This window comes from Nonomuraea sp. NPDC050022 (genome assembly GCF_044460705.1).
In the GTDB taxonomy this organism is placed as follows: Bacteria; Actinomycetota; Actinomycetes; order Streptosporangiales; family Streptosporangiaceae; genus Nonomuraea.
Window position 1 is genome coordinate 412,767 of record NZ_JBITKE010000004.1, and the last position, 14,799, is coordinate 427,565.

A 14,799-nucleotide genomic window follows, 5' to 3' on the forward strand; every position below is an offset into this window, starting at 1 on the left:
CTACGGCGGGCGCGGCCTCACTTACTCGGCTCGCACTTGACGGCGAGGGACTTGGCGAAGTCCTTGGTCGGTAGGCCGCCGTCCGCCGTCGGCCGGGCGATGCCCAGCTTCACGGCGTCGTCGGCGAGCTCGTCGCGTTGGGTGGTGAGCTCCTCACCCTTGACAGCGAGCTCGCCGCGTTCGGTGGTGAGCTCCTCACCCTTGACGGCGGGCTTGGCCGGGAGGGCCTTCGTGACCGCCCCCTCCGGGAGCGACTCGATCTCGATCGTCTTGTCGTCCCGGAGGCGCACGGCCACACCCCCCTCGGGCGCCTTCTCGCCCGGCTTGGCGGCGAGGGGACGCGCCGGTTCGGCGAAGGCGATGGTCTTGCCGTCGCTCGTCGTACACGTCACCTTGACACCCGGGACGGGCGGCTGAGCCTCGTCGGCCATCGCGGATCCGCCCAGGCCCGTGAGCACGAGCACGCCCACCGCGCCGAGGACCGCGAGACGTCGCTTGAACATGGAATCTCCTTGCTGGAAACGATCGGACGCCCCGAGCCTGGCCCGCCGTACCTGAAGTGATCCTGAAGGCGCCCTAAATGATCTTCAGGTTGGCTTTAGGTTGGGTGCGGGACCCTGTTCGGTGTGCGAGTGCTACTGGTGGAGGACGAGCAGCGGCTGGCCGATCTGGTCAAGGGCGGCCTGGCGGGTGAGGGGTTCGCCGTCGACGTGGCCTATGACGGGCGCGACGGGCTCTGGATGGCCTCGGAGAACACCTACGACGTGATCGTGCTCGACGTGATGCTGCCCAGGCTGAACGGCTACACCGTGTGCTCCCGGCTGCGCGAGGCCGGCAACTGGACACCGATCATGATGCTCACCGCCAAGGATGGCATCTACGACGAGGCCGAGGCGCTCGACACGGGCGCCGACGACTATCTGGCCAAGCCGTTCTCGTACGTGGTCCTGCTGGCCAGGCTGCGTGCTCTCGTACGGAGGGGCGGGCACGAGCGGCCGGTGACGATCACGGTCGGGGACCTGGTCGTGGATCCGGCCGGGCTGCGCTGCCGCCGGGGGGAGGTGCAGATCGCGCTGACGCCGAAGGAGTTCGCGGTGCTCCACGGGCTGGCGCGACGGGCCGGCGAGGTGGTCTCCAAGAGCGAACTGCTGGCGCAGGCATGGGACTTCTCCTACGACGGGGACCCGAACATCGTGGAGGTGTACATCAGCGCGCTGCGCCGCAAGATCGACCAACCGTTCGGCAGGACGACCTTGGTGACGGTGCGCGGCGCCGGGTACCGACTGGAGGCGGCATGACCTGGTGGCGCAGACACCTGACCTTGGGACGGCTGCCCGTAGGGATGGCGTCCGTACGGCTGCGCGCGACCGCGGCGGCGACACTGGTGGTGGCCGTGGCACTCGGGCTGGCGGCGGTCGTGCTGGTGCTGGCGCTGCGGGGCAGCCTGCAGAGCAGCGCGGGCGCGGAGGCGGCCAGGAAGGCCGTGGCCGCGGCTCCGTACGCGGAGACCGTCGACCTGACCACCCTGCTCAGCCGGCCCACGACTGCCCAGACGCCCGCCTCCGGGGAGCGGGCCACAACCGGACGGGCACCTACCTCAAGCGACGCGCCGACGGCAGCCGAACGGGCGCGCACCTCGTCGGCGGGAGAGCCGACGACAATCGATTGGGCGCGCACGTCCAGTGACGCGCCGACGGCGGAGCCCACCGCGGGCGGACGGGCGCGCCCCGCCGATGACGCAGTGGCCGGGTTGGTGGTTCAGCCGGCGCTCGCGATGCGGATCGTCGATTCGGACGTATTGCTCACGAAAGCGGGCGCCCCGGCGGCGGCGAACTGGGCGCAGGGCAGTGACTTCGCGGTCGCGCGCATGCCCGTGTCCACGTCCAGCGGATCGGCGGAGATCTGGGCCAGGGCCTCGCTCGTCGGTGCCGACCAGGCGCTGGAGACGCTCAACGGCGCCCTCCTTCCGGGCGTGCCCGCGCTGCTGCTCGTGGTGGCGGGCATGACCTGGTTCTCGGTCGGCCGCACGCTCGCCCCGGTCGCGGCCATCAGGGCCAAGGTGGCCGACATCACGGCCCGCGACCTGCACCAGCGGGTGCCCGTACCCAGCTCGGGCGACGAGATCGCCGCCCTGGCGACCACCGTGAACGGCACGCTCGACCGGCTGGAGACGGCCGTCGAGACGCACAAACGGTTTGTCGCGGACGCGGCCCACGAGCTGCGCAGCCCCATCGCCACCCTGCGGGCCCGGCTGGAGCTGGCCGAGCCGAGCGAGCTGACCGCCGAGGCGCTCGCCGACGTGGAGCGCCTCCAGTCGCTGGCCGCCGACCTGCTCCTGCTGGCCAAGCTCGACGCGGGTGAGCCGCTGCGTACGAGCGACCTCGACCTCGGCCAGGTGGCGGCGGAGGAGTCGCTGCGCATCAAGCGGCGGCCCGAGCTGCGGATGGAGCTGGACGTCGAGCCCGACGTCGTCTTCCAGGGCTCGCGGGCGCACCTGGCCCGCCTGGTGACCAACCTGGTCGACAACGCGGTACGGCACGCCGCGGCGGTCGTACGGGTGCGGGTACGCCAGGAGGACGGCCAGGCCGTGCTCCAGGTGCTCGACGACGGGCCGGGGATTCCGGTGGGGCAGCGTGAGGCGGTGTTCGACCGGTTCACCAGGCTGGACGAGGCGCGGGCCAGGGATGTCGGCGGGGCCGGGCTCGGATTGCCGATCGCGCGGGACATCGCGCTGCTGCACGGCGGCACGCTGCTCGCCGAAGAAGGTGGATTTATCGCGAGATTTCCCCTGAACCACTAGCCACTTCTCATCGTGTGGTTAGTTGAAGGAGGCAATCATGCTCACACGCCGTGCACTGATCACCCGAGGTGGCGCCGCCGCAGGCGCAGCAGGAGCCGTTTTCCTGTGGGCGCGACCCGCCGAGGCCGAAGAGGAGGCCGCCGGTCCGGTCCTGGCCAGCGCCAAGAGCATCCCGGTCGGCAAAGGCAAGATCGTTAGTGGCAAGTACGTGATCACCCATCCGTCGAAGGGCGTCTTCAAGTGCTTCAGCGCCATCTGCACCCATCAGGGCTGCACGGTGGCGAGCGTAAGCGGTGGCAAGATCCACTGTCCGTGCCACGGCAGCCAGTTCAGCGCCCTGACGGGTGCGGTGGTGCGCGGTCCGGCCAAGCGTCCGCTCGCCAAGAAGAAGATCAAGCTGGTGAAGGGCAAGATCAGGCTGGCGTGATCGGCAGCGAGTACATCGTGGCGCGCCGGTAGATCTCGAACCCGGCTCTGGCGTAGACGCCGACGGCTCCCGTGGGGTCGTCGGCGTCGACGCTCAGGTGGGCCGCAGCCTAAGTGAGGTGCACGGAGCACCCCAAGTCCTCTCCTACACCTCGACGAGCAGGGACTTTCTCATGGCGTGCGCACCCGGGTGTTCTGGAACGAGGCGAAGCGCCAGCCGCCGGGCGTGCTGACGGCGGTGAAGGTGACGATCGAGTCGCGGCTCGGATCGGGCCGCCCGTCGACGGTCGAGCCGCCACCGGAGATCACCAGCGCGACGCCGTCGCCCAGCGGCTTGACGATGGGCTCGCCGCCACCTCCGGTCAGCTTGATCGGGCTCTGGAAGAGCTGCCGGTGGGCGACCTCGATGGCCTCCCGGCCCTGAAGGTGCAGGCCGAAGAAGGTGATGTAGTCGGCGTCCTCGGTGAACAGCGCGGCGTAGGCCGCCGCGTCGCCGGAGTTCCAGGCTGCGGTGAGCCTGGTGAGGAGGTCTCTGATCTCAGTGGACATGGCACTGCTCCTGTTGTCGCGGCGCCTATCCTGAGACTGCGAGTCCTGGACAGGGCAGGCGCCTTGTTCGGATTTCCGGCCGCTGGGGTGTTGGCGCACCCCGGCGGCCACTTAACTTTCCAGCACTTGCTCCATCAGCGACTGCTTGACCGTGCCCGACCAGTCGAGCGCGCCCTTGTCCAGCCGGTCGAGCACGCTGCGCAACCAGGCCAGCTCGGCCGTGTAGAGAGCCTGCTCGCACTCCATCTCGAGCATGAGGAGCTCCGGCAGGCCGCTTTCCGTCATCGCCCGCCGGTGCGCCTCGATGCCGCTGATCGTCCCCTCGATGGAGGCCGTACGCGTGCGCAGCGCCCGCTTGGCGTCGGGCACCTGCAACGCGCCGATCAGGGAGACTGCGGCCACCAGCGTGCGCCGGTCGGCATCCGGCTGCTCCAGCGTCCTGCGCAGCCTCGTCGCCAGCTCCTGGCGGCCCTCCTCGGTGATCTCGTAGACCGTCCGCTCGGGCCGGCGGCCTTCGCGGTCGGTCTTCGCCGGCACGATCAGCTCGTCCTTCGCCAGCCGTTCGACCGCGTGGTAGAGGCTGCGCGGCAGCCCGGTCACGTAGTCCTTGTGCGTGTCGACGATGAAGCGGTGCAGCTCGTAGGGGTGGCTGGCACGTACCGAGAGCATGGCGAGCACGGTCAGCCCGACCAGGTCGTGGCGTCGTGCCATGATGCCTCCTTCTATATTGCAATATGCACTATAGAAAACGACAGTACGGCTGTCCAGCCTGGTGCGCGGCGGTCAGGCCAGTTGGCTGTCGAGCTGCAGGAAGGCCCGTTCGATGGCCTGCCTGGCGACGTCCTCCGGGTAGGGGAACCGGGTGATCAGGTCACGCAGGCCCTCCACGTGCGCCCGCGTGGCGAGCTCCGCCACGGCGACCAGCTCGGCCTGCTGGGCGATGGCGAAGGCGCGGTCGACCACCGCGCCGTGTCCCGGCACGATCACCCGCTCGGGCAGCTCGGTCAGCATCGTGGCGACCGTGGCGGGCCAGTCGAGCGGGTAGGAGTCGCCGAAGGCCGGCGGGGCGCCCTCTTCGATCAGGTCTCCGGCGAACACCACCCCGGCGTCGGGTACGTGCGCGACGATGTCGTTGCTGCTGTGGCCGAGGCCGAAGTGATTCAGGTGGACGATCCGGCCGCCAATGTCGAGCGTGGCCGTCGAGGTGAACGTGTGGTCGGGCGCCACGATCTCCACCTCTTCCAGCTCCGCCCGCCGGTCGTCGGGCAGGCGCTCGATCCACTTGGCCCGCTGCTGCTCGCCGTACAGCTCGATCTCCTCGGCGCACCTGGAGTGACCCCAGATCTCGCCCGGCAGGAACAGCGCGTTGCCGAAGTAGTGGTCGAAGTGGGAGTGGGTGTTGACGACCGTCCACGGGCTGGTGGTTATCCGCCTGATCGCCTCGATCAGGTCGGCGGCCTCCCGGTGGGACACGCGGGTGTCGAGCACCAGGCAGTGGTCGTCACCGACGATCAGGCCGACGTTCATGTCGAAGGACTCATGGCGCCGGACATAGACCCGGTCGCCGATTTCCCGCCACTGCTCGTTCATCGCTCGATCCTGAATCTCCCGTGGGACCCTGCGAGAACTCTACTTACGATCGCAACAGGCCATATGGGTTTCAGGTCGTGATCTACACCGAAGATCCGCACCGGCTCGGGGATAGGACGGCCGCGCGTGGCGGGCCGTTTAATGGGGAACGCTTCGTTACGACACGTGCTCGACCGATGACATAGGGCGATCAGCGGAGCGTCAGGAACGCGTCGTGGGCGGGGGCGGCTGACCGGACAGCCGGTGCCCTCAATGCTCATCTGCCTGGCATCAGTGGGTTGCTCTCCCCTCAACTCCGCGTCACACGTGGTTGTCAAGTTCGGTTTGTCGGCTGCCTTCCCAAGCCAGAGGAGCCCCCATGTTCCCCCGACTCGGAGCCATCATCGCCACGTCCCTCGCCGCCCTCGCCACCGTAGCCCCCACAGCGACCGCCACCCCGTCATCGGCGATCTACTTCGAAGCCCCCCAGGTCACGGTCGTCGCGCATCGCGGAGCCTCCGCGGACGCGCCCGAGAACACCATCACCGCGTTCCAGCTGGCCGACAAGCTGGGCGCAGACGCGTTCGAGCTCGACGTACAGGAGACCAAGGACCACAAGCTCATCCTGATGCACGACACGACACTGTCCCGCACCACGGACGTCGAGAAGGTCTTCCCCGACCGGGCGCCCTGGCGGGTCGGCGACTTCACGCTCGCGGAGATCAAGCGGCTGGACGCGGGCTCGTGGTTCGCCGCCAAGTACGACGGCGAGCCCGTACCGACCCTCGGAGAGACCCTGAGCGAGATGGACGGCAGCGGTCTCAGTCTGCTCCTGGAGATCAAGGCGCCGGAGCTCTACCCGGGCATCGAGAAGCGAGTGGCCGACGAGCTGCGGGGCGACGCCTCGTGGCTGAGCTCCGGCCGGCTGGTCGTGCAGTCGTTCAACTGGGCCTCGATGCGTACGTTCCACCGCGCCATGCCCCAGGTGCCCATCGGCCTGCTCGGCACGCCGGCCATGGCGGACCTGCCGAAGGTGGCGGCGTACGCCACCCACATCAACCCGCCGTACGGCAACATCACCGAGCAGTACGTGCGGCGCGTCCACAGCCTGGGGATGGCGGTCTTCGCCTGGACGGTGGACGACCCCGACGTCATGCGTCGGCTGATCGGCTATGAAGTGGACGGCATCATCACCAACAAGCCGGACACGCTCATGTCTCTGGCTCGATAGGACGCTCCGGGTTGCCCGTCGTCCTGTGACGACGGGCAACTCTGGCTTCATGGCTGCTCGACGACGCCGACGCGTACCTGGGCCTCGGCGATCCTCGCCAGCGTGGCGCGCGCCTCGTGCCGCCGCTGCCCGGTGTGAGCGAGCCGTATGGGAGCGAAGAGGGTGACCTCGGCGACCAGGTGGCGGGTCGCGGTCACCCGCAGGAGGGAGGCTAGAAGCGAGTCGTCTCCGACGAAGCAGCCGCGGGTCGACGTCGAGTCTCCCTCGCGGTAGCGCAGTGTGGCCGGGCGTACGGCGGAGCCCGCGTCGATCGCCGCCTGGAACACGGCCGGCCGGAACTCCCCCATCCCACGCCCGCACCACGTCGTGCCCTCGGGGAACGCGATCACGGTGTCGCCCGCTCTGAGGGCGTTCGCGACCGTGGCGACGGCCGATGGCAGGGCGGAGAGCCGTTCCCTGTCGATGAACAGCGCGCCCGAGCCCGCGGCCAGTGTACGGATGAGCGGCCATTGGCCGATCTCCCGCTTCGCCAGCGGCCGTGACGGCACCGTGGCCGCCATGACCAGCGGGTCGAGCCAGGAGACATGGTTGGCCACGAGAAGCGCGCCCCCCTCGCCCATGACGGTCGGCGCGCTTGGTGCGGTCGGCGTGGTCGGCGCGCTTGATGCGGTCGGCGCGGTCGGCGCGCTTGGTGTGGTTGGCGTGGTCGGCGTGGGCTGTGGTTCGGTGTAGAAGGCGACGCCGACCATGGTTCTGACTCTGATGCCGAGCGCCCGCAGCAGCAGTCGCGCCCACGTCTTCGTGATCTCCGCCCGCCAGGCCGTACCGGCTCGGCGAGTCGCCAGGGCGATCGAAAGGCCCGCGAGCAGCACGAGGACGGCCGCGAGGAGCCGCGCCACGCGATGGACGGGACCGGCGAGCGCGGCCGGGGGCTCCACACAGGCGTCGGGAGTGCACGGGCCCATGCGGAGCCACGGGTTGATCTCCACCGGGCCGGCCGCGCTGATGGTCACTGCGGCTCTCCCAGGAAGTGCCGCAAGTAGCGGGCGTTGACGTTGGTCATCGAGAGCAGGACGAAGAAGTCGGCGGTGCCGAAGTCACGGTCATGCGCGGGCGCCCCGCATACCCAGGAGCCCAGCCGCAGGTAGCCGCGGAGCAGCGCAGGCGGTACGAACCGGTCGGAACGGGCGGCGCCCTTGATCCGCCACGGGTCGCGCGGCGTTACGCGGTACTCCGCCGGGCCCAGCGGCACCCGCTCGACGACACCGGCCGCGACCGCGCCCCCGTCGTCGAGAGGTACCGAGCAGCAACCCGCCAGCCACCTGTGGCCGCCGTTCACCATGTAGCGCGCGATGCCCGCCCACATCAGGCCGATCACCGTGCCGGCGCGGTGATCGGGATGTACGCAGGTGCGGCCCGCTTCGACCAGGTCCCGCCTGAGGACGGCCAGGTTGCGGAGATCGAATTCGGCGTCGGAGTACAGCCGGTCCGTACGTCCCGGAGGGAGCAACCGGTAGGTGCCGACCACTTTGTCGTCGTAGCGGACCAGGAGGTGGTCGCAGTACGCATCGAACCTGTCCGCGTCGAGACCGGAGATCGGGCTGTCGAGCCGCGCCCCCATCTCCTCGACGAAGACCTCGTGGCGAAGCCGTTGCGCGGCCTGTACGTCGGCAGCGCTCGTGGCCATGCCGACTGTGTAGCGGCCGGTTGTGGGGCGGCCGGTGAGAGAGATCGTCATGGGCGGGCGTCCTTCCCTGAAAGCGTCTCGCGACCATGTCGACATGCCGAAATGACGGATGCGTCTCCCATCGGGGGCAGCGAGGCGTCCGCGTGGTGAACCTCGTAGACGACCACGGTCGAGGGGTCAGGACTCCGGCGGTCGAGAGCGGGGAGTCGGCAGGTCGGCCGCCCGCTGTGCTGCCCCGTCAAAAGGCAAAGCTTACGTGCGAGCTGGGCGAACCCCCCGTGTGGACTCCGTGGGAGGCGGCGGCCGCATCCTAAGATCAATCCGTGCTAGAAACGGTGATTTCTCTCATCTTCGCCGGACTCTTTCTCAGCTTCCTCATCTATTGGGTCTTGCAGCTGGTCAAGGTCATGCGGCAGCGGCGCATACACAAGTACACAGACCCGATGAGGGCCATGGACATCACTGGTCGCGTGCGCCAGCTCAAGGTGCGTGGCGACGAGGACGAAGCGGTACGTCTCGTGCAGGACGAGCTCGCGATGCCCATGGCCAAGGCTCGTTCGTGGGTGAAATCCATATAGGTTTGCCATCGGGACAGATGGGGTCGCGCTCAGAACAGGGTCAGTGGCTCGCTCGGCATGGGTTCGGGGAGCGGCTCGACCTCGGGCACCCTGGCCCGTACCTCGTCGTGAAACCGGCGGGCGAGAGTCAGCGCGTCGGCGTTGTCGGGGGTGTGCACGAACACCGTCGGCGAGCGGCCTTCCCGCAGCCATTCGGCGACCGTGGCGACCCACTCCTGCCAGCCCTCGACCGTACGTTCGGTGGCATCCCGGCCGAGGTAACGCACGATCGGACGGTCGGTGAGAGCCGTCGACCGGCGCGGCACGCGCGGCTTCTTCGTCCAGGCGTCTCGTTCGGCGTCGCTGGTCGGAGGGCTGTGGAAAAGGGTGGTGGTGTCGAATGGCACCCATTCGGCACCGGCGCGGGCGAGCACGCCTTCGAGCAGCCGTACTGACCGCGCGTCATCGAAGAACGCCCGGTGACGCACTTCGACGGCGTATCTGTACGAAGGAGGCAGGCCACGGAGAAAGCCCGCCAGGGTGCCCAGGTCGGTGGGTGCGAATGACCCCGGCAATTGGACCCAGAGGGCGTGGGCCCGCGATTCGAGCGGCTCGATCGCCGTCAGAAACGCGCGCAACTCCTCGTCGGCGCCTGGGCCGGTAAGGCGGCGCTCGTGCGTGATCGACTTGGGCAGCTTGACCACGAAGCGGAAGTCGGGGTCGGTCTGCCGGGCCCATGACTCAACGGTGGTGCGCGCCGGTGTCGCGTAGAACGTCGTGTTGCCCTCCACCGCGTTGCACCAAGTGGCGTAGGCCCGCAGGCGTTCGCCCGGAGGAAGCGGGTGAGGCAGGAAGCGCCCCTGCCAGGACACGTGCGTCCACATCGCGCATCCCACATGAAGCCGCATGGCCTCGACGCTACCCGGGGGCGGCTGCGTCGCCTAAATCGAATGCGCCACCTCAAGCGGAACAGCCGCAAAATTTCATGTCGCAGAGATTGATGAAAAGAACTTTCAGAGTTATCTTCATGATCGACCCTCCCGACGCAGCTCTGTCACCACGAGGCTCACCGACATCAGGACCTGGGCGCCTAACCGTATCCCCCCATACGACTCGTTCAGAGAGGCAAGCATGCCCACAACTGGCAAGCCGACCTGGCCCAAGACCCTCAGAACCACGATCACCGCCCTGACGCTCACTCTCGCGACAGCGCTGATTCCCCAAGCCGCCTCAGCGCAGGACAGCAGTGTCATGGCCGTGTCCCACAAGAGCCCGTTCAACTGTGGGAAGACCTTCTACGCCAACAACTGGACCCCCACCCACAACCCATCGGGCTCCATCGACTGGCAGGACTACGGCGGCGACGACATCAACGGTGAGACCGTACGCGCCACCGCCGCGGGCACCGCGTACTTCTACGACGCGGGAAGCACGAGTTATGGCAAGTGGATAGAGATCCAGCACAGTGACGGCACCAGAACCCGGTACGCCCACCTCGCGACCATGGTGAAGGCGGCCGGCAGCTCACTGAGCGTCGGCCAGGGCACCACGATCGGGACCGTCGGCTCGACGGGCGGCGCCAACGCTCCCCACCTGCACTATGAACAGCGAACCTCCAGCGGCGCGATGGACACCAGCCCGACCGTGGACGGCGTGACCGTGTCCTTGGGCCAGAAGAAGGCCGTCACGAGCACCAACGCCTGCGGTGGCAACCCCTACACCGCCGAGGAGGTCTGCGGCAGCGGCTACTCGGTCATCGACTCCGCCGCTCTCACTGGCGGTCGCACCTACCTGCTCTACAACTCAGGTAACGGCTACAACTGCGTCGCGACGTTGAAGACGACGAGCCTCGGCACGGCGTCGGCGGTGTCGGCCTTCCTGGAACCGGAAGGGGAAAGCCGGACGACCGACTCGGGCAGCTACGACTATTACGCGGGACCGGTCAAACGCAGCGCGCCCGGAAAGTGCGTCAAGTGGGGCGGCTCGGTCGGCAGCAGCTCGTACACCAGCGGCTTCGAGCACTGCGATTAGCCCTTAGAACAGTGCGATAAAGAAGCACGACCTCGAAGGCCACCACCCACTCATGGGTGGTGGCCTTTGCCGTCAAATGGTGCCAACCGGGCGCTTCTCTTCTTTAGCGATTTCGAGCTATTCGCCAGCCACGTGTTGGTTGAAGAAGTCGAACGTACGCTGCCACGCGTCGTCCGCCGCTGAGCGGACGAGACCATGACGCAATGGAAACAGCGCGAGTTTCGCGATGGGATGATGACCGTCGGTCATGAAGGAATGCCCGGCGGCCGGATGGATCTCGACGTCGTGCTTGATGCCGAGCGCCGCCATATGCTCCTGCAGCCGCCTGCCGTGCGACCGAAACCCTTGGTCGCGGCCACCGTAGGACCCCACGACCGGACACACCGACCGCAGCTCCTCCTGATGCCGGGGAACCGCCCCATAATTCACCGATGCGGCCCGCACACCGGGCGGCGCGCCCGCCGCATACGCCAGAGCGAACCCGCCCCCCATGCAGAACCCGATCACACCCAGCCGAGCACCGTCGACGTCTTCACGACCGGCCAGCCACCGCCGGGTCGCGTCAATGTCGGCCGTCGGCCGACCGGGCTTACCGGTCGCGAGCTGGTGCATAGCCCGCGCCAGGCACCCGACCCTGGTCCCGTGGCTGTACAGATCAGGCAGGACCGCCGCGTACCCACGCTCGGCGAACAGGTCCACCACCTCAAGCATGTCCGGTTCGACACCGTAGATTTCGTGCACGACCACCACCCCCGGCCATCCGGCCACGGGCGCGGTCCCCTCGGGCAGCGCCACCGTCGCCGCCAGTGAGTCGCCGTCGGGCAACGGAATGCGCGCGTTTTGTCTCATGAGTACTCCTTGGAGAGCGCCACGATGGAGTGCCCGGGCGTACGTAGAGCACCCCGTCGCCGGGCAGAATGGGGCTGATCTCCTCGGTGAACATATCCTCATCGTCCGTTCGGACGGCCGAGACAACGGAGCTGCCGAGCTCGTGACGCCAGCGCGGCTCACCGGTGCGCACGTCGTGGGCGCTCACCTCGCCTTCGGGCGTCACAAGGTAGATCAGCTCGCCCGCGAGCACCGGACCCGCTATCGGGTTCCGGTCGAGGGGTCGCGGGGTCTCTGGTCGCGGCGCCACCCGCCGACGCCAAGGCGCTGCTCAACCTGGCCGCGCGGGCCGCCGCCGACCAGCCTGACATGCTGCCGCCCCGCGGCCAGTACGTCCACACCAAGATCCTGGCCCAGCGCAGCCTGTACACCAAGGACCGATCGGGGAAGACGCAGTACACCAAGGTGCTGGTCAACGAGGAGCGCTGGGAGGCGGCCGACGTGGGCAAGCCCTGGCTGAGCCGTACGCAGGGCCTGTCGGCCACGGGTCCGGCGCCCCGGAATTACTGGGACCACGGCGTCACGGACATCGTGTACGAGCCAGGGGCCTGTCCCGGCCAGCCGGAGTACGCACGGCTGGGCACCTGGCCGACGGACCCCGCCCAGGTACGCGCGAAGATCGTGGCCGACACTGGCGAGGAGCCGCTGCGCATCTGGCGCTCCCTCCAGGAGTTGGTCCGCGAGTCCGTGGTACGGCCCAGCCTGGGCGCCGCGCTGTACCAGGTCGCCGCTGGACTGGGCGGCATCGTGCTCATCGGCGACGCCGTGGACGCCGCCGGCCGCCCCGGCCTGGCCGTCGCCATGGACGAGGGCAACGGCACCCGGTTCGAGCTGATCTTCGACCGGGAAACCTATAGCTACCTGGGCGAACGCACGGTCAACACCAGGGACAGAAAGGTGCCCACCGACGAGATCACCGAAAGGAAGGGCGCGACGCAAGGCACCGCCGTGCTCGCCGCCGATCTCGTACGCGGGCTGCCCGAGGTGTCGCCGAAGGCGTCCCACATGAAGATCCCCTGCTGAGACTTTCCCCCCGATCCGGCCTTTTCGGCCGGAAGTTCTGTTTCGCATGTCCTCATATCAAGCAAGGAGAACAACCCGTGCTCATCGCCAAGGCCATCGCGGCCACCGTGCTCGTCGGCTCGTTCGGCACGCTCACATCACCGCCTTCGAGGGCCGATGCCGCGTACGAGCTGCAGACCAAAGTGGAGGCGAAGCGTGTCGCCTGCATGACGGAGAAGGGCTTCGACTACCTGGCCATCCCGATGCCCAGGCACAAGTGGCAGCCCGGGGAGTGGGAGCGGCTTCAGGGTGACCTCAAGGCGCTGCGGACGTATCGGGCCAAATACGGCTTCGGCGTCTGGGCCGAGAACGCCTTCCCGAAGGACGAGGTGGTCAACCCCACCTTCCCCGACAACCCGAACAACAAGACGATGATGTCGCTCTCGGCCGACGGGCTGAAGAAGTGGCGCGCCGCCGACGACGCCTGCTTCTCCGAGGCGGCCAAGGAGGTGCTGGGCAAGACCGTCACCTCCCAGGACGACTACTGGAATCAGCTCGAAGCCACGCTGAAGAAGGAGCTGAGCGTCCTCGACAAGGACACGCGGCTCGCGCAGCTGGGCAAGCAGTTCGCCAAGTGCCTGGGAGTCAGCGAGGCCAGGCCGACCGCACTGAACGGTCTGGGCCGCAGGACGTACTGGCAGCAGGTCACGGAGTTCGCCAAGAAGACCTGGAAGGACCCGCTGCCGAAGGTGCCCAAGGGCAAGACCCTCGTCCTGAAGCCGAAGCTCAAGCCGGAGGAGGCCAAGCCGTCCCTGGACAAGGAGATCAAGGCGGCACTGAAGGACCTGGCGTGCGGAAAGGAGTTCTACCCCGCTTACTCCCCCAAGGCCCAGGAGATCAACTCACGGATCACTCTGGAGTTCGGCCGGGAGGGGATCGGCCGGGAGGGGACCGTCTGACGGGGAGCTCTTGACGGCGCTTCCGACGGGGGCCGCGCCGTCTGAAGCAGGCCATAGCCGTCTGAGCAAGCCGTAACGGAGCAGGTGCCGCTCGCGACGCGCGAGCGGCACCTGCTGTCGTCGCCGTACGCTGAGTCGGCAAGTCCGCCGCACCGACATGAGGAGAGCTGACCAGCGTGAGCCTGGCCTTCGCCACTGAGGTGGGTGGTCTCAACCGGGAGAACGAAGACTTCGTCGGCGCGACCCCTGACGCGGTGGTCGTTCTGGACGGCGCCGGCTATCCCGCACGCCTGCCGACCGGATGCGTCCACACCGTGGCCTGGTACACGCGCATGCTCGGCTCGTCCTTACTCTCCACGCTGACGACGCTCTCCACGCTGACGTCCGACGACCGCCCGTTGGCCGAGGTGTTGGCCAACGGCATCGAGACCGTCTCCTCTCTGCACTCCTCGACCTGCGACCTCGCCCATCCCGGATCACCCGCGGCAACCGTGCTCTTACTCCGCCGGACAACGGAGTCCCTGGACTGGCTGGTGCTGGCGGACTCCATCCTCGTCCTGGACCTGAACGCCACCGCGGAACCCATGGTGGTCAGCGATGATCGTCTGGCTGATGTCACGGCGACCCTGCGAACGCACCTGGACACCCTGCCCACCGGCTCCACGGAGCACGAGCAGGCACGCCTTGGTTCGGTGGAAGCCCAGCTCCAGCACCGCAACCGGGACGGAGGCTACTGGGTCGCCTCCACCGACCCCCTGGCCGCCGAACACTCTCTCACCGGCAGCGTTCCCACGGACGCGGTACGAGCTGCCGCGCTGCTCAGCGATGGGGCATCGCGCCTGGTCGACTGCTTCGAGCTCGCCAGCTGGCGACGCCTCCTGAACATCCTGGAAGACGACGGTCCCGCCGGACTCATCAACCAGGTCCGTACGGCCGAACGCACCGACCCCCACGGCGCCCGCTGGCCACGCGGCAAGGCACACGACGACGCCACCGCCGTCTACTGGCGACTCTGACCTTCGGAACGGTTCGTCCGGGAGGCAGCAAACGCGCCGGGCGATGCGCGCGCTCACCCAGGCCGCGTGCGCCTACCCAGTTGA

General features: G+C 68.3%; 16 protein-coding genes and 2 pseudogenes. 9 read left to right on the forward strand and 9 right to left on the reverse strand.

The window, feature by feature from the left end; genetic code table 11:
• Window positions 1-17: 17 nt before the first annotated feature.
• Window positions 18-503, reverse strand: coding sequence for a hypothetical protein (locus tag ACIBO2_RS18485; RefSeq protein WP_358534096.1), 486 nt, complete (start codon window positions 501-503; stop codon window positions 18-20).
• 123 nt (window positions 504-626) lie between these two features.
• On the opposite strand from ACIBO2_RS18485, the gene ACIBO2_RS18490 reads away from it, so the two are divergent.
• Genes ACIBO2_RS18490 through ACIBO2_RS18500 form a run of 3 tightly spaced genes read left to right on the forward strand, consistent with a single transcriptional unit; the run spans window position 627 to window position 3,227 of the window.
• Window positions 627-1,298, forward strand: a complete 672-nt coding sequence (locus ACIBO2_RS18490; RefSeq protein WP_357938343.1) for a response regulator transcription factor — start codon at window positions 627-629, stop codon at window positions 1,296-1,298.
• Window positions 1,295-2,800, forward strand: a complete 1,506-nt coding sequence (locus ACIBO2_RS18495; protein ID WP_358534099.1) for a HAMP domain-containing sensor histidine kinase — start codon at window positions 1,295-1,297, stop codon at window positions 2,798-2,800. The genes ACIBO2_RS18490 and ACIBO2_RS18495 overlap by 4 nt, the downstream gene beginning before the upstream one ends.
• 37 nt (window positions 2,801-2,837) lie before the next feature.
• Window positions 2,838-3,227: a Rieske (2Fe-2S) protein gene (locus ACIBO2_RS18500; RefSeq protein ID WP_358534101.1), complete on the forward strand. Its 390-nt coding sequence runs from the start codon at window positions 2,838-2,840 to the stop codon at window positions 3,225-3,227.
• A 170-nt stretch (window positions 3,228-3,397) separates the two neighbouring features.
• On the opposite strand, the gene ACIBO2_RS18505 is transcribed toward ACIBO2_RS18500, so the two are convergent.
• The 3 genes from ACIBO2_RS18505 to ACIBO2_RS18515 form a co-directional block, all read right to left on the reverse strand.
• Window positions 3,398-3,775, reverse strand: a complete 378-nt coding sequence (locus tag ACIBO2_RS18505; RefSeq protein WP_358534104.1) for an SgcJ/EcaC family oxidoreductase — start codon at window positions 3,773-3,775, stop codon at window positions 3,398-3,400.
• A 111-nt stretch (window positions 3,776-3,886) separates the two neighbouring features.
• Window positions 3,887-4,486 carry a PadR family transcriptional regulator gene (locus ACIBO2_RS18510; protein WP_358534106.1) on the reverse strand — a complete coding sequence of 200 codons (600 nt, stop codon included), beginning with the start codon at window positions 4,484-4,486 and terminating at the stop codon, window positions 3,887-3,889.
• A gap of 72 nt (window positions 4,487-4,558) precedes the next feature.
• Window positions 4,559-5,365: an MBL fold metallo-hydrolase gene (locus tag ACIBO2_RS18515; protein ID WP_358534109.1), complete on the reverse strand. Its 807-nt coding sequence runs from the start codon at window positions 5,363-5,365 to the stop codon at window positions 4,559-4,561.
• A 358-nt stretch (window positions 5,366-5,723) separates the two neighbouring features.
• Here ACIBO2_RS18515 and ACIBO2_RS18520 point away from each other — a divergent pair, with 358 nt between their 5' ends.
• Complete coding sequence (locus tag ACIBO2_RS18520) at window positions 5,724-6,575, forward strand: glycerophosphodiester phosphodiesterase family protein (RefSeq protein WP_358534111.1); 852 nt, start codon at window positions 5,724-5,726, stop codon at window positions 6,573-6,575.
• Window positions 6,576-6,622: 47 nt separating this feature from the next.
• Here ACIBO2_RS18520 and ACIBO2_RS18525 read toward each other — a convergent pair whose 3' ends face one another.
• Window positions 6,623-7,588, reverse strand: a complete 966-nt coding sequence (locus ACIBO2_RS18525; protein ID WP_397298042.1) for a lysophospholipid acyltransferase family protein — start codon at window positions 7,586-7,588, stop codon at window positions 6,623-6,625.
• Window positions 7,585-8,313 (reverse strand): GNAT family N-acetyltransferase, encoded by a 729-nt coding sequence (locus ACIBO2_RS18530; protein WP_397298044.1) that lies wholly within the window; start codon window positions 8,311-8,313, stop codon window positions 7,585-7,587. Before ACIBO2_RS18530 ends, ACIBO2_RS18525 begins: the two co-directional genes overlap by 4 nt.
• A 272-nt stretch (window positions 8,314-8,585) precedes the next feature.
• Here ACIBO2_RS18530 and ACIBO2_RS18535 point away from each other — a divergent pair, with 272 nt between their 5' ends.
• Window positions 8,586-8,840: a hypothetical protein gene (locus tag ACIBO2_RS18535; protein WP_358534119.1), complete on the forward strand. Its 255-nt coding sequence runs from the start codon at window positions 8,586-8,588 to the stop codon at window positions 8,838-8,840.
• Window positions 8,841-8,869: 29 nt separating this feature from the next.
• On the opposite strand, the gene ACIBO2_RS18540 is transcribed toward ACIBO2_RS18535, so the two are convergent.
• Entirely contained in the window at window positions 8,870-9,727 is an 858-nt protein-coding gene (locus ACIBO2_RS18540) for a DUF72 domain-containing protein (RefSeq protein WP_358534122.1), read from the reverse strand.
• A 223-nt stretch (window positions 9,728-9,950) separates the two neighbouring features.
• On the opposite strand from ACIBO2_RS18540, the gene ACIBO2_RS18545 reads away from it, so the two are divergent.
• On the forward strand, window positions 9,951-10,850 hold the full coding sequence (locus ACIBO2_RS18545; protein ID WP_358534124.1) for a M23 family metallopeptidase: 900 nt from the start codon (window positions 9,951-9,953) through the stop codon (window positions 10,848-10,850).
• A gap of 117 nt (window positions 10,851-10,967) precedes the next feature.
• Here the strand turns inward: ACIBO2_RS18545 and ACIBO2_RS18550 are convergent, their stop codons facing one another.
• Together ACIBO2_RS18550 and ACIBO2_RS18555 are read right to left on the reverse strand one after the other, a co-directional pair.
• A complete protein-coding gene (locus tag ACIBO2_RS18550) occupies window positions 10,968-11,699 on the reverse strand; it encodes a dienelactone hydrolase family protein (RefSeq protein WP_358534127.1) in 732 nt (243 codons plus the stop codon).
• Between the two features lie 7 nt (window positions 11,700-11,706).
• Window positions 11,707-11,988, reverse strand: a pseudogene (locus tag ACIBO2_RS18555) (hypothetical protein); the annotation flags it as partial.
• On the opposite strand from ACIBO2_RS18555, the pseudogene ACIBO2_RS18560 reads away from it, so the two are divergent.
• From ACIBO2_RS18560 to ACIBO2_RS18570, 3 genes and pseudogenes are all read left to right on the forward strand, one after another.
• Window positions 11,958-12,761: pseudogene (locus ACIBO2_RS18560) on the forward strand (CU044_5270 family protein); the annotation flags it as partial. The pseudogenes ACIBO2_RS18555 and ACIBO2_RS18560 overlap by 31 nt on opposite strands.
• A gap of 77 nt (window positions 12,762-12,838) precedes the next feature.
• Complete coding sequence (locus ACIBO2_RS18565) at window positions 12,839-13,699, forward strand: hypothetical protein (protein WP_397298047.1); 861 nt, start codon at window positions 12,839-12,841, stop codon at window positions 13,697-13,699.
• 176 nt (window positions 13,700-13,875) lie between these two features.
• On the forward strand, window positions 13,876-14,715 hold the full coding sequence (locus ACIBO2_RS18570; protein ID WP_358534133.1) for an integrase: 840 nt from the start codon (window positions 13,876-13,878) through the stop codon (window positions 14,713-14,715).
• The last annotated feature ends 84 nt before the right edge of the window (window positions 14,716-14,799 follow it).